A 21,550-nucleotide genomic window follows, 5' to 3' on the forward strand; every position below is an offset into this window, starting at 1 on the left:
AAAGGAAAAGGAAGATCCTTTTCCTCTCAGCGTGTATCAAAAAAGAACCCCCAATGACGGAGGTTCTAGTCTTAATGAACATTAAAATATCGAGCTTCAGGGTGGGAAACGACGATCGCAGAAACAGATGCTTCAGGTTCCATCATGAATCCTTCTGTCAGATGGATGCCGATTTTTTCAGGCTGAAGCAGCTTGAACAGCTTTTCCTGGTCCTCAAGATTTGGACACGCTGGATAACCAAAGGAATAGCGCTGCCCTTGATATTTCGCTTGGAATCGTTTTTCCATTGTAAAATCGACTGGGTCAGGGAATCCCCATTTGTCACGAATCACTTGGTGGGTTCTTTCAGCCAATCCTTCTGCAAGCTCAAGTGCCAGAGCTTGGACAGCATGCATTTTTAAATAATCTCCTTCCTGCTTAAATTGCTGCGCGACTTCACGTATACGCGCGCCGGCTGTGACGGCGAATAAGGCAATATAATCTTTCTCGTTTTCATCACTTTTCCGTACATAATCAGAAATAGAGCGGTACGGGAGCTTCTCCTGCCTTGGAAATTGGAACGTTTCAATGATGCGGTCAGGTTCTTCAGGATCATAAATATGCAAATCATTTCCGTCTGAACTGGCAGGGAAGAATTGATACACAAATGCTGGCGCAAACCAGTTTTTCTCTCTGCCTTCGTTTAGAAGATCTGTGACAAGCTGTTTTAATTCCAATGCTTTTGGGTGCTGTTCAGCTAATAAGGTTTTGACCTTTCCCTTTAAACCGAGATGATGACCAATGAGCATTTGTTCATTCACATATGGCATAATATGATGCAAATCGATGTCCCTCACATAATGGCGTGTGGTATTTTCTGGTGTAAATACCGGTGCTTGCGGGAGAGATGCGCGTTTTTCTAGTAATTCAATGACAGCTTTCGGCTGCTTTCCTTCTTTCTCCTTGATAGGTGCCGCTGGCTCTTCTGGCGGCTTTGTTTGAAATTGCAGTGGATTTGCTTTTAACTCATTGGCTAATGACAGTCCGTCCATAGCATCTTTTGCATAAAGAACAGGCCCATCATAATGAGGCGAAATTTTCATCTTTGTAAATTTACGAGAAAGGGCAGCACCGCCGACCAAAATAGGAACAGAAATGTTTGCTTTTTGTAAATCCTGAGCGGTTAGTACCATTTGCTGTGCGGACTTTACAAGTAATCCTGATAATCCAATCATATCTGGTTTTTCCTTTTGCACAGCTTCAATCAATGTTTGAGGAGTCACCTTGATGCCGAGGTCGACCACTTGAAAGCCATTATTGCTCAAAATGATGTCGACAAGGTTTTTCCCGATATCATGGACATCTCCTTTTACAGTCGCAAGAAGAATCTTTCCTTTCCCGCTTGCATGCTGCTTTTCCATATATTGCTCAAGAAACGAAACAGATGCTTTCATGACCTCTGCCGATTGGAGTACCTCGGCTACGATCAGTTCGTTTTGATTAAAAAGACGACCAACTTCAGCCATTCCCTGCATTAACGGGCCATTGATGATATGAAGCGGCGATTCATAATGCTCCAAAGCAAGGGCTAGATCATCGATGAGACCTTCTTTCGTTCCCTCGACGACGTAGAGCGCCAGCCTTTCATCAAGTGATAAGGAGATCTTTGGTTTTTTCTCCGTTTTCTTTTTGCCGCGGTAAAATTTGGTGAATTCAGCCAGTGTTTGATCATTTGTTTCATAAAGCAAGGTTTCAGCTAGTTTGATTTCTTCCTTTGGAATGGAAGCGAAGCGTTCAAGCTTTTCTGTATTGACAATGGCATAGTCAAGCCCTGCTTGCACGCAGTGATACAAATAGACGGCATTTAAGATTTCTCTGCCAACAGGCGGAAGTCCGAAAGATACGTTGCTGATGCCTAAAATAGTGAGGCACTCAGGCAGGGTTTCCTTGATCATTTTAATGCCTTTGATTGTTTCTTCAGCGGCGCCAATATATTGTTCGTCTCCAGTGCCTACGGGAAAGACAAGCGGATCAAAAATGATGTCACTTGCGGGAATTCCATACTTCCTCGTTAGCAAATCGTGAGAACGTACAGCAATTTCAAGCTTTCGTTCTGCTGTCACGGCCATTCCTATTTCATCAATCGTGCCAACAACAAGTGCACCGCCATACAGCTTCACAAGAGGAAGAATCTCTTCAAAGCGTTCCTCGCCATCCTCAAGGTTGATGGAATTGATGATGGCTTTCCCTTGAGAATAGGTGAGTGCCTTTTCAATCACGTGTTTATCCGTTGAATCAATGACAAAAGGGGCTTTCACCTTTTTCATGGCTTCTTGTAAAAAGCCTTCCATGTCTGCTGCCTCATCACGGTCTGGGTCGGCGAGACACACATCAACGACGTGAGCGCCATTTTTCACTTGAGCACGAGCAATTTCTGCTGCTTCTTCAAACTTTTGTTCCGCAATGAGCCGTTTGAATTTGCGAGAACCAATGACATTGGTCCGTTCGCCTACAAAAAGAGGACGCATCGAATCCTCATAAATAAGGGGCTCAATTCCTGATACGGTATGCTGCGGTGATTCGCAATTGATACGACGCGGCTGAAGTGTGCGTACTTCATCTGACAATGCTTGAATATGCGCAGGTGTAGTCCCGCAGCAGCCGCCGACGATATTTAACCAGCCTTCCTTAGCAAAGGCGGCGATTTTCTTAGCAAGAGAGGCAGGGGATTCATGATATTGGCCTTCTTCATCTGGGAGACCAGCATTCGGATAGCAGCTCACCGCTGACTTTGCGATGGAGGAGAGCGTGCGGATATGGTCTGTCATAAATTCTGGACCAGTCGCACAGTTAAGGCCCACACTGATGGGTTTCATATGCTCAAGAGAGATATAAAAGGCTTCAATATCCTGACCAGCAAGGGTGGTGCCCATCGGTTCAATCGTTCCTGATACCATGAGTGGTAATTGAATGCCCGTCTGCTGAAAGGCTTCTTGAATCCCTTTGAATCCAGCTTTTACATTCAGCATATCTTGGCTTGTTTCTAAAAGAAGGGCATCACACTTTCCGTCAATCAGAGCGCGGGCCTGCTCTTCATAGTTTCTGACGAGCTCACTAAAGGTTGTGCCGCCTGTCACAGATAATGTTTTCGTTGTTGGGCCCATTGCGCCTACAACAAAACGAGGCTGCTCCGGTGTGGAGGAACGGTCTGCTTCTGCCTTTGCCAGCCGCGCAGCTCGAACATTGAGTTCATAGGCAAGATGGCCAAGCCCATATTCATCAAGGACGAGCTCTGTCGCGCCGAACGTATTTGTTTCAATGAGGTCAGCATTTGCTTCGAGGTACTCCCTATGGATCTTAGAGATGATGTGAGGGGCTGTCACATTCAAATACTCGTTACAGCCCTCATACTCTTCTCCGCCAAAGTCCTCTGCTGTCAGGTTGGCGTTTTGAATCATTGTGCCCATTGCCCCATCAAGCACGAGGATGCGTTTTTTGAGCTGTTCAGTGATAGTTGACATGGACATTAGACTCCTTTTCTTTCTGATGGATGTAGGTGGTCAGTTCTGCTGTTAAATCTGATCGAAGGAAAGGAGTAATTAAATAAATGCCATTAAACAATTCGCAGGCTGTATCTAATAAAGAGCGGGCAATCGCTAAGCCTTCTGCTCGCTGCTTTTCTTTATCCTCGCCAGCTTTGGCCATAATGTCACGAATAGAATCAGATAATTTGATGCCTGGAATTTCGTGATGAATAAACTCGGCGTTTCGGCTGCTTGTTAATGGCATAATGCCGATGTAAATCGGTTTATCCAAGTGGCGGCTTTCCTCATGAATTTTCACAAGCTGTTCCTCAGAATAAACAGGCTGTGAAATAAAATAATCAGCACCGTATTCGATTTTTTTCTCAAGACGTTTGACTGCTTTATCAATATGGCGCACATTTGGGTTAAACGCGCCAGCCACTGAAAAATTGGTCTTTTTGCCAAGGGGCTTTCCTGAGAAAGAAAGGCCTTCGTTAAACTGTTTGATGAGACGAATCAAATCAAAGGAGGTTAAATCATATACAGATGTTGCACCTGGGAAGTCCCCAATTTTAGATGGATCGCCTGTGATCGCTAAAATATCGGTTAATCCAAGGGTGTCGAGCCCCATTAAATGAGATTGAAGGCCAATCAAATTACGGTCGCGGCATGTGATATGAACAAGAGAACGCATATCGAGCTGCTGCTTTAATAATGCGCCGCAAGCGACATTGCTAATGCGCGGAGTCGCAAGAGAATTATCGGCTAACGTCAATGCGTCAATGCCAGCATCCTTTAATTCATTTGCAGCAACGAGAAATTTTTCGAAGTTCAGCTTCTTCGGCGGATCAAGCTCTACGATAATCGAACGTTTTTTCACAGCCAGCTCATCAAGACCTGGTTCAGTGCGCTGATCTTGGATGGAAATGATTTCTTCTTTTAACACCTTTACTTCTTTTTCAGTGATCGGTGCTAAATCTTTGACCGCTTCAGCCATTGCGCTAATATGCTGAGGTGTTGTTCCGCAGCAGCCTCCGATAATACGTGCGCCCTGATTTCTAAATTCAAGTGCACTTTTTCGGAAATAATCGTTATCTGTATCATAGACGAGTCTGCCTGCTTCAAGAGAGGGGAGACTGCTGTTAGGATAGACAGATAAATGCGAATTTTCCAAAAGTGGAACGCCCTCTAGTGCCTGAATCATGTGATAAGGGCCCAGCCGGCAGTTGATGCCGACAACATCTGCACCAAGAGATGATAACTCAGATAAACCATCCTTCAGCGGGGTACCATCCTGCAAAACGCCTTGTTCATGCATAGAGACGTTCATGACAATCGGAAGAGTCGTTTCTTTGCGGGCAATTTGGAGAACAGCCTTTGCTTCTTCTATGTCATAATACGTTTCAAGCAACAATCCGTCAGGTTCTTCATTTAATAGGATGTACAGCTGCTCTCTAAAGCTTCGTTTGATTTCTTCTATAGAGTAGGCATTTTTGTTAAACGTCCGAATGCCGCCAATTGTTCCGAGTACATAAGCAGAGCCTGCGGCTGCTTTTGCAATTTGTACCGCTTTTGTATTGATGCGTTTCGTTTCTTCCTCTAAGCCGTAGCGGGATAGTTTAATATAATTCGCACCGTATGTGTTCGTTTGGATGATGTCAGCGCCTGCCTGCACATATGCTTCGTGCACGCGTTTCACTTCATCCTCTTTCGATAAATTTAATTCTTCAAAGCAGCGGTCAATGCCGTAAGAGTATAAAAGTGTTCCCATCGCTCCGTCAGCTATCAGTACGCGGTTTTGTAAGTCTTGTAATAGGCCCATTGTATTCCTCCTTATTTCTATGTAACAAAAAAAGCCTTCTGATAAGAAGAAGACTTTTTGGCTGTATCGTAATTCTTCTCCTTATCTTCCAAGCAGTTGCTTGCTGGATTTAGCACCTTGGTCATAGAAAATAAATTTCTACTACACCGGTTGCTGAGGCTTCACAGGGCCAGTCCCTCTGCCTCTCTTGATAAGAAAGCAATATGAACATGTCAATGAATTGAACTTCCATCAACTGTAACGAAAAATGCAGAAATAATCAATGGAAAATTTGAAATTTATCGAAAATTTATAAATTGGACATCAATTGGCAAATCAGCCTTGCGCATAAGAGAAATCACCTCTTGTAAATCATCTTTATTTTTCCCTGTCACACGCACTTGGTCATCTTGAAATTGTGATTTCACTTTGATGCCAGACTGCTTGATAAGCGCGTTAATCTTTTTGGCGTTGTCTTGATCAATCCCGCTGATGAGCTTCGCACGCTGGCGCACTGTACCGCCTAGGGCATGCTCAGTTTTTCCGTAATCGATGTTTTTAGTTGGAACATTTCGTTTGATCAGTTTTGTCACAAGCACATCTTTTAGCTGCTCAAGTTTGAAGTCATCATCAGAGATGAGAACGAGCTCTTCTTTTTCGAGAGAAATATCACTTTTACTTCCTTTAAAATCATAACGGTTTTTAATTTCTTTCAGTGCTGCTTGAACAGCGTTTTGCACTTCAGGCAGTTCAACCTTCGATACAATGTCAAATGAGCTTTCTTTTGCCATCACACATGACCTCCAAGTTTAGATATTGCGTCTATTTTATCATGCAAATAGCAGAAGAAGAAAACTTTATCAAAGAGTACAGCCGCCAGCCGTATAAATCGTGTCCAGTTTGTCCACTTTAGCTAACAGAACTAGAGATGTTCATGCGGGGAGAAGTATAGTAGAATAGAGTGAATCAAAAGATGAACGAACGCTCTTTTATGGGCAGATAGGAAGGAAGAGAACATGAGACCAGGTGAGCAACTGACCTTGCAAATAGAGAATGAAATGGAATACGGCTACTTTTTGACAGACGGTGAAGATTCTGTCCTCTTACACCGCAGTGAAATGACAGAAGATATTGGTGACCGAGATGAAGTAGAGGTCTACTTATATGTAGATCATGAAGAAAGACTCGCTGCCACGATGAAAATACCTACAATTAACGCACATACATACGGCTGGGTAGAAGTCGTGGACGTGGTAGAAGACATGGGCGCATTTGTCGATGTTGGGCTGTCAAAGGATGCACTTGTTGCAACAGAACACCTCCCGCCTTTTGAGGAAGCATGGCCAAAAAAAGGAGACAAACTCTACTGTATGCTGAAAGTCACAAGCTACGGCAGAATGTTCGCAAAACCAGCCACAGAAGACGTGATCAGTGAATTGTTCACTGAGGCACCAGAAACCTTAATGAACAAAGAAATCACTGGAACCATTTATCGTTTAATTGCGACAGGTTCCTTTATGCTGACAGATACAGGCGTGCGAGGGTTTATTCACCGCACGGAACGAAAGGAAGAGCCAAGATTAGGATCGACCGTTACAGGACGCGTCATTGCAGTGAAAGAGGATGGAACCGTAAACGTTTCTCTGCTTCCTAGAAAACAGGATGCATTATCTGTCGATGCAGAAGAAATTTTAACCTATATGAGAACAAGAAATGGCGCCATGCCTTATGGAGACAAAAGTGATCCAGAGGATATCCGCGAAAGATTTCAAATGAGCAAGGCAGCCTTTAAACGAGCACTAGGTCATCTCATGAAAAATGATCTAGTTTACCAAAAAGAAGGCTGGACATACGAGAAAAAGTGAGCATTTGCTCACTTTCAGCGTGTAGACAAACCCTCGCATTCGCCCGCAGGTCTGCGCTCCGGTGCTCACGAATGTCAAATTCGCTCCGCTCCTGTGCTCGTCCTTCCTAGACTGCAAAGGTTTTCTATTACGCTGAAAAGAAGACAAAAGGCTAAAATCAAGATCATTTTAGCCCTTTGTCAACAATCTAAAAGTGAGCATTCGCTCACTTTTTTATTTTTGTCTTAAATAATGGATTTTTTCTATGAAAAAAGTCATGAAAAACCTTCACTATATCATTGAAACAACGCCCCTCAAATCCGATAAAAAAGGAGTAAGGATGATAAAAGGAGTGTGTTTTTGGATGAAAGTGAAAATATCATTACTTCTGATGGCAGCCATGCTTATGGTGCTCGCCGCATGCGGTAATCAACAGGAAGGGGCGCCAAAATCAACTGCGAAGCATATTGGCGTTATGCTCACAGATGATGGTCTTGGTGATCAATCATTTAACGATTCATCATTTAAAGGATTAGAAAAAGCACGTGATGAGCTTGGCATTGAATTTGATTATAGAGAAATTGCAGAAACTGATACATATGAAAAAGGGCTGACAGAGCTAGTGAAAGATGGAAATGATCTCATCATTGGTGTAGGTTTCAGTATGCAAGAAGACCTAGAAAAAGTCGCGAAGAAATATCCGAAGAAGCAGTTCCTGCTTATTGATGCCGTATCTGAGCTGAAAAATGTGACCTCTGTGACGTTTAAAGAAGAGCAAGGCAGCTATTTAGCGGGGGCACTTGCTGCAATGACAACGAAAAGCGATGTCATTGGATTTGTTGGCGGTGTTGACGCAGATGTCATCCATCGTTTTGAAAAAGGATTTCAAAAAGGCGCCAAATCAGTCAATCCAAAAATCAAGATTTTATCCACCTATGCCGGTACGTTTAGTGATGCAGGCAAGGGGAGTAAAATAGCCAAAGACATGATCAAAAAGAAAGCAGACGTTCTATATGCCGCAGCCGGCTACTCAGGTGTCGGTGTATTAAAAGAAGCGCAGTCACAGGGTAAATATGCTATTGGTGTAGACAGCGATCAGTACTATACTGCTGAAAAAGCGGTCATTTCGTCTATGGTGAAAAAAGTCGATGAAGTGGTCTATCAATTCAGCGAACAGCTCGTTAAGAACAATCAAATGAAAAGCGGGCATGTTGTCTATGACTTAAGCAATGATGGAATCGATATGGCAAAAATCCGGATCCTGAAAAATGCTGAGACACTGACCAAAAAAATAAATGGTCTGAAGCAGACGCTGCTAAAAGAAGAGGGGGACGCATCATGAGCTTACGCGTCAAAATTTTACTCAACTCACTTACCTCACTTCTTTTAGCAGTTGGCGTTATCGCCTTTATCATTGTCAGCATGACAAAAATCCAATCATCAAATGAGACAGATGTTCAAACCTTATTAAATGTACAAAAAACGAAGGCAAGCTTTGAAAGTGTCGAGCAAGCCATGACCAATTATTCGATGACACTCTCAGATGAACAGCTAGAGATCGTTCAAAACGATATTTCTACAGCAAAAAAACAGCTGCAAACGTTAAACAAACATGCAGGAAATATGAACAAAGAGGCATTAACAAGGTTAAATTCAAAATATGACACGTGGACCAAGGAAGCCAACAATGCCATTGGTGAAAAAAACGCATCGGATGCAAGACGTGTGGCAGCAAGAATTGATGGCGTTTTAAACGATGTGCATACGATGAATAAAAGGGCAGAAGAAGCGTATAAACAAAATCTAGAGGCTGCAGCAGACAATGTCCAATGGATTATCACAAGTGCACTCGTCTCAGCCCTCACACTGATTGTCATTGCCGTCTTTTTGAATATTGGATTAACGCGATCCATCGTGACACCCATTAAATCACTATCCTACAGAGCAAAGCAGATCGCAGAAGGCAATCTTGCTGTGGAGCGGATGGATATTCAGCGCAAGGATGAAATCGGCGGCTTGAATGAATCCTTTAATCAAATGACAGATCAGCTGATTAGTCTGATTAAAGAAATCAGCAATGTCTCAAGCCGAGTAGAGACATTCTCGATCCACCTGAATGATGAAAACAAAAAGATGATGGAGTCTGCGAATCAAGTATCTGTTTCGACAGACGAAATGGCCAATGGATCACAAGCGATTTCAGAAGATCTCCAGCACGGCGTCAGCTTGATTGAGAAAATGGACCAGCATGGACGTAAAAATTCCGAACGCTCACAAACGGTCATCCGCAGTACAGAGGATGCCATCGAAGCCGTAGAAAGCGGAAAGCACACGTTAACAGAAACAAAAAAAGCGATTGAAAAAAATACACATGCGACGAAACAAATTGAAGAATCAGCAGGAGAATTCACGCAATACGCCAGCGGAATCTCGGCCATGGCCAAAACGGTTTCTGACATTGCGGACCAAACAAACCTGCTTTCCCTAAACGCAGCCATTGAAGCGGCAAGAGCAGGCGAAGCTGGAAAAGGCTTTGCTGTTGTAGCAGATGAAATTCGTAAGCTTGCCGATGAATCGTCTAATGCAACAAGACAAATCTTTGACATGGTCAGTCATATTGAAAGAGGCATTCAATCCATTAGTCAAACTGTCCAAGAAGGGGTCAAGCTTTCACTTCAGCAGCAGGATGCGATGGACAAAACCTCACACTCCTTTGAAGATATAGAAACAAAAGCGCAGCATATTAAACAAGAAATGGCGGTCTTAAATGACCAAATTATGCAATCAACAGAACTTGGCGGACAAGTGCTGCACTCGATTGAAAATATTAGTGCAGTGGTAGAAGAAACAGCAGCTGGCAGCGAAGAAATTTCTGCCTCAGCCAATGAACAGCTACAATCGTTCCATCAAATGAACAAACAGGTCGAAGAATTGATGAGTATGACGGCGAGGTTAAATGAAACCGTCCAGCGATTTAAACTTTCATAAGAAAAGCACCCTTCCCGTGTTGTGTCAGGGAAGGGTGCTTTTTATGTCATTTGCCTGTAAAAAAGATCGCAAGCGTACTAGGTCCTGAATGGGACCCAACAGCGGCGCCGATGATCTGAATATCAATTTCCTTTGGATGAAATTCGGCTTCGATCAGCTGTTTCATGTCTTCCGCCAGTGCAGGATCATCACCATGACTAATACCAACCGTTTGGTTCGACCAATCCGTTCCGCGTTCTTTCATTAGTTCAATAATGCGTTTTAGCAGCTTTTTACGTCCGCGGATTTTTTCAAGCGGGATGAGTTTTCCATCTTCGACATGTAAAATGGGCTTAATGCTTAACAAACCGCCAACAAATGCGGACGCTTTACTGATTCTTCCGCCTCTTGCTAAATACGATAAATCGTCTACAGTAAAAATATGTTGTAAAGATTCACAAAAATGCTTTACAGACGTTTCAATTTCTTGTATTGTATTTCCGTCAATGGCAAGTGATTGAGCGTGTTTGACAGCAAGCCCATAGCCGAGTGAAGCGCATTTAGAATCAATGATTCGTAAATCAAAATCAGGGTATTCTTCCTTCACTTCGTTTGCCATCATCACAGCTGTCTGGTATGTACCTGAAAGCTCTGATGAAAAAGCGACATAGATGGCAGATGTATGGGTTTGAGCGGCAGAAACAAAGGTTTCCTTGATCCGGTTTGGTGAAGCCTGTGACGTTTTTGGACTGGCTCCTTGTCTCATCGCATCAAATACTTGTTTTGGTTCAATGGTGATCAAATCCTCAAATTCCTGCTCGCCAAGTAATACGCGGAGCGGAATGAGCGTTATGTTATGTTCATCATAATAAGAAAGAGGCAGATCAGCAGCACTGTCTGCTATGATATGAACAGTCATATAAATCCCTTCTTTCTAAAAAATAAGCCATATTTTACATCTTTTTAGCCTAACTATATCATAGAAATCATCTTTTCGTGTTCAAATTCTAAATTTTAGGGAAAACCATAGAGAGAATGGTAAGTGGAGGAATGACAACATGTTCATTGGAGAAGCAAAAAAACTCATTGTCGTCGTTATTGGTGCATTACTCAATGCGATTGGACTGAATTTATTCTTAATCCCAGCTGACGTATATGCGAGCGGTTTTACAGGGGTAGCCCAGCTGTTATCCAGCTTAATCGATCAATATGCTCCATTTTATGTATCAACAGGGATTCTATTATTTATTTTAAACATTCCAGTTGGTATTTTAGGCTGGATGAAAGTTGGCCGTTCCTTTACTTTGTACAGCATCATCAGTGTTGCGCTGACGACCATTTTCCTTGGTATTTTACCAGAAACGAGCGTTTCCCACGATATTTTATTAAATGCTGTGTTTGGCGGTGTCATATCCGCAGTAGGGATTGGGATCACGCTCAAATACGGGGCATCAACAGGCGGACTCGACATTGTTGCTATGGTTTTAGCGAAATGGAAGGATAAACCGGTTGGCACGTATTTCTTCATTTTAAATGGAATCATCATTTTTACAGCAGGATTATTACAAGGTTGGGAGAAAGCATTATATACCCTTGTCACATTATATGTGACCACAAGGGTCATTGATGCCATCCATACAAGACATGAGAAGCTGACCGCGATGATTGTCACGAAGAAAGCAGATGAAATCAAAGAGGCCATTTATGGAAAAATGGTCAGAGGCATTACAACTGTACCTGCAAAAGGCGCATTCACCAACGAGCCAAAAGAAATGATGGTGATCGTCATTACAAGGTATGAGCTATATGAACTTGAACAAATTATTAAAGAAGTCGATCCAAAAGCCTTTACAAATATTGTGCAGACAACCAATATTCTTGGATTTTTCAGACGAGACTAAAAGGTGGGTAGCAGATGAAAAAAGGGTTGGTGCTTCTTCTCATTCTATTGGTTTTAGCCGCTTGTGGACAACAAAAAAAGGATGAACCAGACAAGGAGGTATCCGGTCAAATGGGAGAAAAAACGGTTGAGCTCACAGTAGACCCCGTCCAGAAAGGTTCTTCAGTTCAATTTAACATGTCACTGAAAAATGAATCAGATCGAGATTTTGAATTTACCTTTAACACAAGCCAAAAATTCGAGCTTAGTGTGTATGACGAAAACGGGAATGAACAATACCGCTATTCGAAAGACCGTATGTTCACACAGGCCATCCAAACTTTTGTACTGAAAAAAGGTGAGGCCTATGATTTTCAAGATACATGGTCAAACGGTGTAAAGCCCGGAACATACGAAGCAGTCGTAACGTTTAAAGGAAAAGCAGAAGGGCTGAAACAAATCACGGAGAAGAAAACATTCCAAGTCAAATAAGCAAGGGAATCAAAAAAGCTGTCCACCTAATGTGGCCAGCTTTTTTATGTTAGAGATCATCGAGCAAGTCTTGGAAGGTATGCAGCTGGTTTCTTTCTGCATCTGTCGAATTGGCAAATGCAGAGGATACGGCATTTTTCGCTCGCTTGACTGCCTGTTGACGCTCTAACCCAGATGAAAATGAAGAAGTAAGAGCTTCTTCAGTAAACGATTTGGCTTGATCAAAAAGTTCGTTTCTCACAATGAACCTCCAGAAGCATCAGTCTTCATATTCCCTCTGTCTGACGCTTCTTCAAGTGTCGAACGATAAGGAAAACGTGCGTCATGAAGACTGACTGAATCTTTACCTTGTTGTATAAAGCGTTTCGATTTGCTTCTTTTACCCATTCGGAATCCGCCCCTTTACACAAGCTGACAGGACAACCTGTCTAACGGTAGTATGCCCGCTTCCATCTGCTATGTATGAATGGAAAAATTAAAGCGAGAAGTAATTCGTTAGAAACTTTGCAATCCCGTCTTGTTCATTTGTATCAGTGACTTCATTTGAGACACGTTTCACGGCATCAATGCCGTTGCCCATTGCTACACCGCATCCAGCAAATTCAAGCATTTCTAAATCATTGTCTTCATCTCCGAATGCCACAATCCGCTCCTTAGGAACACCGTAATAATCACTGATCTTTTGCAGTCCAACGGCTTTGTTCATGCCTGTTTTAATGATTTCAATCACGTGCCACGGGGCAGCCCAGCGCCTGTGATCAATCACTTCTGCATGAACATCTGATAAATAGCTTCGAATGGCTCCAACGTCCTCTTCTTTTGCATGAATTAACACGCTCGTCACATTCTCTCCAAGGTTGTCCCTAAGGTCTCCAACAGTGACTTTGTTTGCATTCATATTAAAGATATCAATGAGTTTTTCATCATGATAATGGAAATACAAATCGTCTAACACTTCAGCTAACACATTGTGCACTTTATACTCTTCACTAATGTCTACAAGCTGTTTGACCACTTGAAGATCAAGTGACGTATGAAATCTGCCCCATTTTTCATCAAGAGGATGATGGACAAACGCTCCGTTAAAATTCACAATGGGTGAATCAAGCTGTAATTGCTGATAATAAGGAGAGCTGGATCGAAATGGCCGGCCTGTTGATATACAGACGTGATGACCGCTGTCTCTCACTTTTTGAATGACGTCAAGTGTGTGCGCAGAAATGGTTTTATCATCTTTTAATAATGTGCCATCCAGGTCAAGTGCGATTAGATAAGGTTTAGTCTCCATAAAATCTCCTTTGATCTGTAAGTGATAGGAGGCAATTTCATGTTAGCGCCTCTATCTATAGTGTATCTTTATCACATCTTTGTTGTCTACATGTTAAAATAAACAAAGACGGGAATGATAAAGGAGGATTCATAGGCTGTGATCACCATTGATGAGCAAATTACGCGCGATATTCCATTTTTACATATCGTAAAAGCTGAAAATAAAGACAAACCGCTGCCGCTTGTATTTTTTATTCATGGATTTACAAGTGCACGCGAGCATAATTTACACTTCGCCTTCCATTTGGCGGAAAAAGGCATGAGAGTCATTTTGCCTGACTGTGCTTATCATGGTGTAAGATCAGAAAACCTCAGCTTAGAGGAACTGGCATCAAAGTTCTGGGAAATTGTCCTGAACGAAATTCGTGAAATCGATATACTTAAAACATACTTTCAAGAAAAACAATTGATTGAAGCCGATCTGATAGGCGTTGCGGGTACATCCATGGGCGGCATCACCACCTTTGGTGCACTTGCCAAGCATGATTGGATCAAAGCCGCTGTCAGCTTGATGGGAAGTCCAAACTATACGACGTTTCTAAAAGCACAAATCATGGACATGCGTCACAAAGGGTTAATGAAAGACATTACAGACGAAGAGGTTCATCTGCAATTAGACGCCCTGCGCCCATATGATTTAACGCTGCAAACGGATCGATTAAACAAAAGACCGCTCTTATTCTGGCATGCTGAAAATGATCCTGTCGTCCCTTACCGGCATGCAAAATCCCTATATGATGAGTTAGCGGCCACACAATATAAGCAGGATCCGCATCTGATTCGCTTTATTACTGATGGAAAAGCAGGCCATAAAGTCTCAAGACAAGCGATGTTTGAAACGATTGACTGGTTTGTGACACATCTGAAAAGCACAAACGTTTAGTCATAAGAAAAAGTACGTTATACTAATGGAAAAAGGAGTGGATATCATGGATGAAGCATTGAAAGAAAATATTTTAGGCGCCCTAGAACAGGTGATTGACCCTGAGCTGAATGTCGACATTGTCAACCTTGGACTTGTCTATGATGTCGATCTTGATGAGAATGGAAAAGCGGATATCACCATGACCTTAACATCAATGGGTTGTCCTCTTGCACCAATTATCGTGGATGAAGTCAAAAAAGCATTACGTGATCTTCCAGAAGTAAAAGAAACAGAAGTTCACATCGTATGGAATCCGCCTTGGACACGAGACAAAATGTCAAGATACGCAAAAATTGCGCTCGGTATTCAATAAGCAAAAATGCCTGGTATGAGTTGAACTCATGCCAGGTTTTTTTATGAAAAATTAAGGTGGAGGAGGAGAGTAGCTTGATATAATGGATGTAATTTTATAGAACGGAGTACCTATCATGAAACAAAAATGGCTATGGATCGTTCTTTTGATCGTATATGCTGCTGCATTTTTTGCATCAATCACTATACGAGAAGGCCAAGCACACAAAAAACAGGATCTTGAGGCTTTTACTGATGTCAGTCATCTCATGCCTATCAAAATCAAAAAAGTTGTTCAAGGGAAAGAGGTAGACACGTTAAAAGAAGTATTGAAAGAAGCAAAAGCTAAACACCTGCCGATTTCTATTGCCGGCAAACAGCATAGCATGGGAGGCCACACATATTATGAAAACGGCATCGTGCTCGATATGACGGAATTCCGCCAGATTTTAGCGTTTGATCCAAAAAAGAAAACGATTCGGGTTCAAAGCGGTGCTACATGGGATGATATACAAAAATATGTGAATCCATATGGACTTGCTGTGAAGGTGATGCAATCGCAGAATATCTTTACAATTGGTGGATCTTTAAGTGCAAATGCACATGGACGTGATATTCGCTACGGATCACTCATTGACACAGTTCGTTCATTCCGGCTGTTAAAAGCAGACGGAGAGATTATCACGGTGAAATCAGGCGATGATTTATTTACTGCTGTCATTGGGGGATACGGGTTGTTCGGTGTCATTTTAGATGTTGAGCTTTCTTTAACAAAAGATGAATTATATAAAATGGAGACAACCTCTCTCAATTACGATGAGTATACAGATTATTTTCAAAAGCATGTCAAACACAACAAAGAAGTACGCATGCATCTTGCCAGAATCTCCACAGCAAAAACAAACTTTTTGAAAGAAATGTATGTGACGAATTATTCCCTCTCTTCAAATCAAGAAATCGAATCATATCAAGAGCTGAAAGAAGATCAACTCGTCATGCCATTGAAATTTATGCTCGGCCTTTCAAGAAGATTTGATATGGGGAAAGATCTGCTCTGGAATTTGCAAAAGAAGTATTTCCTAAGTCAAAATGATCAGCTGATCACAAGAAACAATGTGATGCGGTCTGATTCAGCCTTTTTAGAATATGAAAATGAGTCAGACACGGATGTGCTGCAGGAATATTTCGTCCCAGTTGACCGTTTTCGTGCGTACATCGATGACATGAGAGCCTTTTTACAACAGGAAGATTTGAATCTAATGAATATCACAATACGCTATGTTCAAAAAAATGAAAAAGCGGATCTCTCATATGCGAAACAAGATATGTTTGCCCTCGTGCTTTTAGTGAATTACGGGTTTGAAAAAGAAGAGAAAGCGGAAGCAGAGCGGATCATTCGAAAAATGACAGATATCACGCTGCGGCACGATGGAAGCTATTACTTACCGTACATGCCTTATCAAACGAAGGCGCAAATGAAGAGGGCTTACCCTAAAACTGATGTATTTTTCCAAAAGAAAAAACAAGCAGATCCAGATGGTACGTTTACCAACTACTTTTATGAGAGGTACAATACACAATGAATGCAAAAGCAATGAAATGGTTTGTCTACTCACAAAGTCTGCTGTTTTTCGCCAGCAGTTTGATATTTCCTTTTTACATTCTTTTTATTAAAAATGTTGGATCAAGCTATTCACAGTTTGGACTCGCCTATGGTCTGTTTGGTTTAAGCGGTGCGTTTATTCATTTACTATTAGGGAAACTACCAGAAACCACCGACAGAAGGATCTTTTTAATCATTCATTCGTTTGGTATGGCGTTTCTTTTACTGCTTTTTCCGCATATAACAGAAGTGGAGCAAGTGTATATAATCCAGCTTGCACTTGGTGCACTTGGCGGCTTTCAAAAACACGGGGAGAAATTGCTTGTTACTGATCTCACAACAGAGAACAAACGAATGAAAGAAGTCGGTCACTATCATTTTTGGACAGCCCTATTTTCATCCATTGCCATTATGCTTGGCGGCCTGTTTGCTGATTTCTTTACCGTTTACTTCATTTTTTATGCAAGCTCCATATTATATTTATGCAGTGCACTCATGGTCCTCTATATCAAAAACGAAAAATAAATCCGCATGTCTCATGAAGATATGCGGTATTTTTGTTGAAAAAAAATGAAAACAAATATTAAATATACAATTGAATTAATTTTTATACATGTTATAATGTTAAATAATTTCACAAAGATCAAGAGGGTGTATTGACGTTGAAAATAGGTATTATAGGTGCTACAGGGTACGGTGGTGCGGAATTGGTTCGTATCTTCAAGCATCACCCGCATGTGGAGGAATGTATATTGTATTCATCAAGTGGTGATGGGCAATCATACAGTCAATCTTATCCGCATCTAACAACGATTACTGACCAAACATTAAAAGCCATTGACCCGGCTGCCATTGTGCGAGAGACAGATGCTGTGTTTTTAGCGACACCAGCAGGCGTATCAAGTGAACTGACGCCAAAGCTTATGAATCAAGGAGTGCCGATCATTGATTTATCAGGTGATTTGCGCATTCAAGATGGAGCAACCTATGAAGCTTGGTATAAACGAAGGGCAGCGGATACAGCATCTGTTCAACAAGCGGTGTACGGTTTATCCGAACTGAATCGTGACAAAATTCAACAGGCTGAAGTGATTGCCAATCCGGGCTGCTTTCCTACCGCAGTTCTTCTCGGTTTAGCACCGCTCATCAAACAGAATGTCATCGATGAATCCATGATTATAATAGATGCAAAAACAGGGGTGTCCGGTGCCGGACGATCTGCCTCACTTGGCACGCATTTTTCAGAACTAAACGATAACTTTAAAATTTATAAGGTGAATGAGCATCAGCATACGCCAGAAATAGAGCAAATATTAAGAGAATGGAATCCGCAGACGGCGAACGTCACATTTTCTACGCACCTTGTCCCGATGACAAGAGGGATTATGGCGACGATGTATACACAATTAAAAACAGATGTCACAAAAGAAGAATTGATGAAACGAATGAAAGACTTTTATGAAGATTCCTATTTTGTCAGAGTGAGAGATCACGGCGTTTATCCACAAACGAAAGAAGTATACGGCAGTAACTTCTGTGATATTGGCTTTCATTTAGATGAGCGAACAGGGAGACTGACAATCGTGTCGGTCATAGACAATCTCATGAAAGGTGCGGCCGGTCAAGCGGTTCAAAACTTCAACATCATCAAAGGTTTACATGAAGAGGCGGGCCTTACAATGACACCTCTTTATCCATAAGAGAACAGGGGAGACAACAAACATGATCGAATTGAATGAAAAAAGCATTGTCAAAATAGACGGTGACGTATCATCACCAACAGGCTTTGAAGCAAAGGGGATTCACATTGGCTTGCGCTATTCAAAAAAAGACCTTGGCCTCATCGTCAGCGAAGTACCAGCAGTAAGTGCAGCGGTCTACACACAAAGTCACTTTCAAGCTGCGCCTCTCAAAGTCACACAACAAAGCTTAAAAAAGACAGGACAATTAAAAGGTGTCATTGTCAATAGTGCCATCGCCAATGCATGTACTGGTGAGCAGGGATTAAAAGACGCATACGACATGCAGGCAGCCTGTGCAGATATGTTAGGTGTAGCACCTGATTATATTGCTGTTTCTTCTACAGGTGTCATTGGGGAATGTCTTGAGATGGATAAAATCAAAAAGGGCATCGCCGAGTTAAAAGAAGCAAAAGCCGAAAAAGGCCATTTTGAAGAAGCGATCTTAACGACAGATACTGTCATTAAAAATACAGCATACACCCTTACGATAGACGGAAAAGAGATCATCATTTCAGGCGCAGCGAAAGGCTCTGGCATGATTCACCCGAACATGGCGACAATGCTTGGCTTTGTCACAACAGATGCAAATGTCGAACAGGAAGCCTTACAGCAAGCGCTTCGTGACATTACGGATGTGACTTTTAATCAAATTACCGTCGATGGAGAAACTTCGACAAACGATATGGTGCTTGTGATGGCAAATGGAATGGCACAAAACGATGCACTCAATGAAGAGCATCCAGAGTGGCCATTGTTTAAAGAAGGATTAAAACTAGCTTGCGAGGATTTAGCCAAAGAGATTGCGAGAGATGGAGAAGGCGCAACCAAATTAATTGAAGCAAAAGTCGCTGGTGCTAAAAATAACTTGGAAGCCGGCATCATTGCAAAAAAAATCGTTGGTTCAAGTCTTGTTAAAACCGCCGTATATGGTACAGATGCCAACTGGGGACGAATTGTTGGAGCCATTGGTCATAGCGCAGCTGCCGTCACACCGGAAGAGGTAGAAGTCTATTTAGGCGGACAATGTTTATTCAAACACAATGAACCGCAGCGATTCTCAGAAGAGGAAGCAAAAGCATATCTAGAGCAGGATGAGATTACAATTTTCATTCAACTGAGTGAGGGGAATGGTGAAGCTGCAGCATGGGGCTGTGATCTTACCTATGATTATGTGAAAATTAACGCGAGCTATCGCACATAAAGAAGGAGATAGACATGAATAAAACGATCGTGTTCAAGTGTGGAGGCAGTGTCATTCGAGAACTTTCAGATACATTTTATGAAAATGTCCGCTCACTTCAAGCTGCTGGATTTAAGCTGGCTATCGTGCATGGCGGAGGACCTGAAATCACCGACATGCTGCAAAAATTAGAAGTGAAAACAGAATTTGTTGACGGTCAGCGTAAAACAACGAAGCCTGTGCTAGAGGTAGCCGAAATGGTTCTCTCAGGAACAGTCAATAAATACTTTGTGTCAGAGCTCGCAAAGCATGATATATCATCTGTCGGCGTATCCGGTAAAGATGGGCAGATGCTTGTCGCCGATTTCCTTGATCAAGACGTTTACGGGTACGTTGGTGAAATCAAAGAAGTTCATCCAGAAATGGCAGAAGCACTCATGGAGAAACAATTCATTCCTGTGATTGCGCCGCTGTCTATGACGGAAGAATGCCAAACCTTAAATGTGAATGCTGATTTAGCTGCATCAGCTGTCGCCGGAGCGATGAAAGCTGATAAGCTCATGTTTGTCACAGATGTTGAAGGCATTTTAAAAAATGGTGAACTATTAGATGTCGTCACAGAACAAGAAGCCCTTTCACTCATTGATGAAGGCATTATTTCCGGGGGAATGATTCCAAAAGTACAATCCGCTTTGAGTGCTTTATCAGGTGATGTAGATGAAGTGATGATCGTAAATGGCAAAGGCAGTATCTTTACAGGAGAAACCTTTAAAGGAACAAGAATCGTGAAACAAAAGGAGGCGGTCCTGTGAGTCATCTTTTTCAAAACTATGGACGGTGGAATGTTGAAATTAAAGAGGCAGCAGGTTCTTGGGCAATCGATACAAATGGAAAAAAATATTTAGACTTTATACAAGGCATTGCTGTTACAAATTTAGGCCACAATCACCCAAAGGTCAATCAAGCCATTAAGGAACAGCTTGACCACGTCTGGCACGTATCGAATCTATTTGAAAATGGATTGCAAGAAAAAGCAGCAGAAAAGCTGGCAGCAAACAGTTCAGGGGATCTCGTGTTTTTCTGCAATAGCGGGGCAGAGGCAAATGAAGGTGCCATTAAATTAGCACGTAAAGCGACAGGGAAAACAAATATCGTCACATTTTTGCACTCTTTCCATGGGCGCACGTATGCTGGTATGGCTGCCACAGGTCAAGATAAAATCAAAACTGGCTTTGGCCCTATGCTAGAAGGCTTTCACTACGTACCGTTTAATGATCCAGACGCTATGTCAGCCTGTGCAGTCGATGATGTGGCAGCGGTGATGCTGGAGGTTGTGCAAGGTGAAGGTGGAGTGAATCCAGCGACACCAGAATTCCTTGAAGCCGTTCAAGCATTTTGCAAAAAGCATGAAGCACTGCTGATTGTAGATGAAATTCAAACGGGCATCGGTCGTACAGGAACAGCATTTGCGTACGAAGAGACGTGTCTTGACCCTGATATTATCTCAGCAGCAAAAGGGTTAGGCAACGGCTTTCCAGTTGGTGCAGTGATAGGGAAAAAAGCTCTAGGAGATGCATTCTCTCCAGGTTCACATGGTACAACATTTGGTGGGAATATGCTCGCCATGGCCGCTGTGAATGCGACACTCGATGTCATTTTCAAAGAAGAGTTTCTTTCAGAAGTGAAAGAAAAGGGTGATTACCTGTTAGAAAAGCTGCAAAAAGTCAAACAGCTGAATATTGTAAAAGAAGTGCGGGGAAAAGGATTGATGGCAGGTATTGAATGTGATCAGCCAGTCGCCGGCTATATCACAGCTCTTAGAGAACAAGGTTTGCTTGTGCTTCCAGCTGGTCCGAATGTCATTCGTTTATTACCTCCGCTGAATGTGAAGAAAGCAGAGCTGGATCAGGCGATCGAAGCAATTGTTCAAGTATTAGCCAATAAAACAGTTTCGGTGTAAATTTTTTTACAAACGAACGTATAAAAATACATTT

At 42.2% G+C, this 21,550-nt stretch carries 20 protein-coding genes and 1 riboswitch; of the genes, 13 read left to right on the forward strand and 7 right to left on the reverse strand.

Going from position 1 to position 21,550, the window contains the following annotated elements; translation table 11 throughout:
* Nucleotides 1-71: 71 nt before the first annotated feature.
* From metH to H7F25_RS03760, 3 genes are all read right to left on the reverse strand, one after another.
* Nucleotides 72-3,500, reverse strand: coding sequence for a methionine synthase (gene metH, locus H7F25_RS03750; RefSeq protein WP_185854235.1), 3,429 nt, complete (start codon nucleotides 3,498-3,500; stop codon nucleotides 72-74).
* Complete coding sequence (locus tag H7F25_RS03755) at nucleotides 3,484-5,325, reverse strand: bifunctional homocysteine S-methyltransferase/methylenetetrahydrofolate reductase (protein WP_034621789.1); 1,842 nt, start codon at nucleotides 5,323-5,325, stop codon at nucleotides 3,484-3,486. The genes metH and H7F25_RS03755 overlap by 17 nt, the downstream gene beginning before the upstream one ends.
* Before the next feature lie 78 nt (nucleotides 5,326-5,403).
* A riboswitch (SAM riboswitch) is annotated at nucleotides 5,404-5,522 on the reverse strand.
* Nucleotides 5,523-5,603: 81 nt separating this feature from the next.
* Nucleotides 5,604-6,095 (reverse strand): YajQ family cyclic di-GMP-binding protein, encoded by a 492-nt coding sequence (locus H7F25_RS03760; RefSeq protein ID WP_012009527.1) that lies wholly within the window; start codon nucleotides 6,093-6,095, stop codon nucleotides 5,604-5,606.
* Between the two features lie 225 nt (nucleotides 6,096-6,320).
* On the opposite strand from H7F25_RS03760, the gene H7F25_RS03765 reads away from it, so the two are divergent.
* The 3 genes from H7F25_RS03765 to H7F25_RS03775 all read left to right on the forward strand — a co-directional run bounded on the left by H7F25_RS03765 (nucleotide 6,321) and on the right by H7F25_RS03775 (nucleotide 10,136).
* On the forward strand, nucleotides 6,321-7,169 hold the full coding sequence (locus H7F25_RS03765) for a CvfB family protein (RefSeq protein ID WP_025093387.1): 849 nt from the start codon (nucleotides 6,321-6,323) through the stop codon (nucleotides 7,167-7,169).
* Nucleotides 7,170-7,512: 343 nt separating this feature from the next.
* Nucleotides 7,513-8,490, forward strand: coding sequence for a BMP family lipoprotein (locus tag H7F25_RS03770; RefSeq protein WP_073204678.1), 978 nt, complete (start codon nucleotides 7,513-7,515; stop codon nucleotides 8,488-8,490).
* The gene (locus H7F25_RS03775) at nucleotides 8,487-10,136 is read left to right on the forward strand and encodes a methyl-accepting chemotaxis protein (RefSeq protein ID WP_044334204.1); all 1,650 of its coding nucleotides are present in this window, start codon (nucleotides 8,487-8,489) and stop codon (nucleotides 10,134-10,136) included. Before H7F25_RS03770 ends, H7F25_RS03775 begins: the two co-directional genes overlap by 4 nt.
* A gap of 46 nt (nucleotides 10,137-10,182) precedes the next feature.
* On the opposite strand, the gene H7F25_RS03780 is transcribed toward H7F25_RS03775, so the two are convergent.
* On the reverse strand, nucleotides 10,183-11,034 hold the full coding sequence (locus tag H7F25_RS03780; protein ID WP_024425073.1) for a DegV family protein: 852 nt from the start codon (nucleotides 11,032-11,034) through the stop codon (nucleotides 10,183-10,185).
* A 139-nt stretch (nucleotides 11,035-11,173) separates the two neighbouring features.
* Here H7F25_RS03780 and H7F25_RS03785 point away from each other — a divergent pair, with 139 nt between their 5' ends.
* On the forward strand, nucleotides 11,174-12,016 hold the full coding sequence (locus tag H7F25_RS03785; protein ID WP_056766136.1) for a YitT family protein: 843 nt from the start codon (nucleotides 11,174-11,176) through the stop codon (nucleotides 12,014-12,016).
* Nucleotides 12,017-12,030: 14 nt separating this feature from the next.
* Nucleotides 12,031-12,486: a BsuPI-related putative proteinase inhibitor gene (locus tag H7F25_RS03790; protein ID WP_034621785.1), complete on the forward strand. Its 456-nt coding sequence runs from the start codon at nucleotides 12,031-12,033 to the stop codon at nucleotides 12,484-12,486.
* Nucleotides 12,487-12,535: 49 nt separating this feature from the next.
* On the opposite strand, the gene H7F25_RS03795 is transcribed toward H7F25_RS03790, so the two are convergent.
* The 3 genes from H7F25_RS03795 to H7F25_RS03805 all read right to left on the reverse strand — a co-directional run bounded on the left by H7F25_RS03795 (nucleotide 12,536) and on the right by H7F25_RS03805 (nucleotide 13,774).
* Complete coding sequence (locus H7F25_RS03795) at nucleotides 12,536-12,727, reverse strand: DUF3813 domain-containing protein (protein WP_024425070.1); 192 nt, start codon at nucleotides 12,725-12,727, stop codon at nucleotides 12,536-12,538.
* On the reverse strand, nucleotides 12,724-12,873 hold the full coding sequence (locus tag H7F25_RS03800) for a hypothetical protein (protein ID WP_024425069.1): 150 nt from the start codon (nucleotides 12,871-12,873) through the stop codon (nucleotides 12,724-12,726). Before H7F25_RS03800 ends, H7F25_RS03795 begins: the two co-directional genes overlap by 4 nt.
* Before the next feature lie 88 nt (nucleotides 12,874-12,961).
* Complete coding sequence (locus H7F25_RS03805) at nucleotides 12,962-13,774, reverse strand: Cof-type HAD-IIB family hydrolase (protein WP_024425068.1); 813 nt, start codon at nucleotides 13,772-13,774, stop codon at nucleotides 12,962-12,964.
* A 138-nt stretch (nucleotides 13,775-13,912) separates the two neighbouring features.
* Between H7F25_RS03805 and H7F25_RS03810 the strand changes: the two genes are divergently transcribed.
* From H7F25_RS03810 to H7F25_RS03845, 8 genes are all read left to right on the forward strand, one after another.
* Nucleotides 13,913-14,698, forward strand: a complete 786-nt coding sequence (locus H7F25_RS03810) for an alpha/beta fold hydrolase (RefSeq protein WP_185854236.1) — start codon at nucleotides 13,913-13,915, stop codon at nucleotides 14,696-14,698.
* A gap of 46 nt (nucleotides 14,699-14,744) precedes the next feature.
* Nucleotides 14,745-15,053, forward strand: coding sequence for a metal-sulfur cluster assembly factor (locus H7F25_RS03815; protein WP_185854237.1), 309 nt, complete (start codon nucleotides 14,745-14,747; stop codon nucleotides 15,051-15,053).
* A gap of 115 nt (nucleotides 15,054-15,168) precedes the next feature.
* Nucleotides 15,169-16,614 (forward strand): FAD-binding oxidoreductase, encoded by a 1,446-nt coding sequence (locus tag H7F25_RS03820; RefSeq protein WP_185854238.1) that lies wholly within the window; start codon nucleotides 15,169-15,171, stop codon nucleotides 16,612-16,614.
* Entirely contained in the window at nucleotides 16,611-17,159 is a 549-nt protein-coding gene (locus H7F25_RS03825; protein WP_025093393.1) for an MFS transporter, read from the forward strand. The genes H7F25_RS03820 and H7F25_RS03825 overlap by 4 nt, the downstream gene beginning before the upstream one ends.
* A 137-nt stretch (nucleotides 17,160-17,296) precedes the next feature.
* On the forward strand, nucleotides 17,297-18,334 hold the full coding sequence (gene argC, locus H7F25_RS03830; RefSeq protein WP_025093394.1) for an N-acetyl-gamma-glutamyl-phosphate reductase: 1,038 nt from the start codon (nucleotides 17,297-17,299) through the stop codon (nucleotides 18,332-18,334).
* A 22-nt stretch (nucleotides 18,335-18,356) separates the two neighbouring features.
* Complete coding sequence (argJ, locus tag H7F25_RS03835; RefSeq protein WP_185854239.1) at nucleotides 18,357-19,577, forward strand: bifunctional ornithine acetyltransferase/N-acetylglutamate synthase; 1,221 nt, start codon at nucleotides 18,357-18,359, stop codon at nucleotides 19,575-19,577.
* A gap of 14 nt (nucleotides 19,578-19,591) precedes the next feature.
* Entirely contained in the window at nucleotides 19,592-20,368 is a 777-nt protein-coding gene (gene argB / locus H7F25_RS03840; protein WP_025093396.1) for an acetylglutamate kinase, read from the forward strand.
* A complete protein-coding gene (locus H7F25_RS03845) occupies nucleotides 20,365-21,516 on the forward strand; it encodes an acetylornithine transaminase (protein ID WP_044335428.1) in 1,152 nt (383 codons plus the stop codon). Before argB ends, H7F25_RS03845 begins: the two co-directional genes overlap by 4 nt.
* The last annotated feature ends 34 nt before the right edge of the window (nucleotides 21,517-21,550 follow it).

The sequence above is a fragment of the Bacillus sp. PAMC28571 genome, from assembly GCF_014250435.1.
GTDB lineage: Bacteria > Bacillota > Bacilli > Bacillales > Bacillaceae > Bacillus > Bacillus safensis.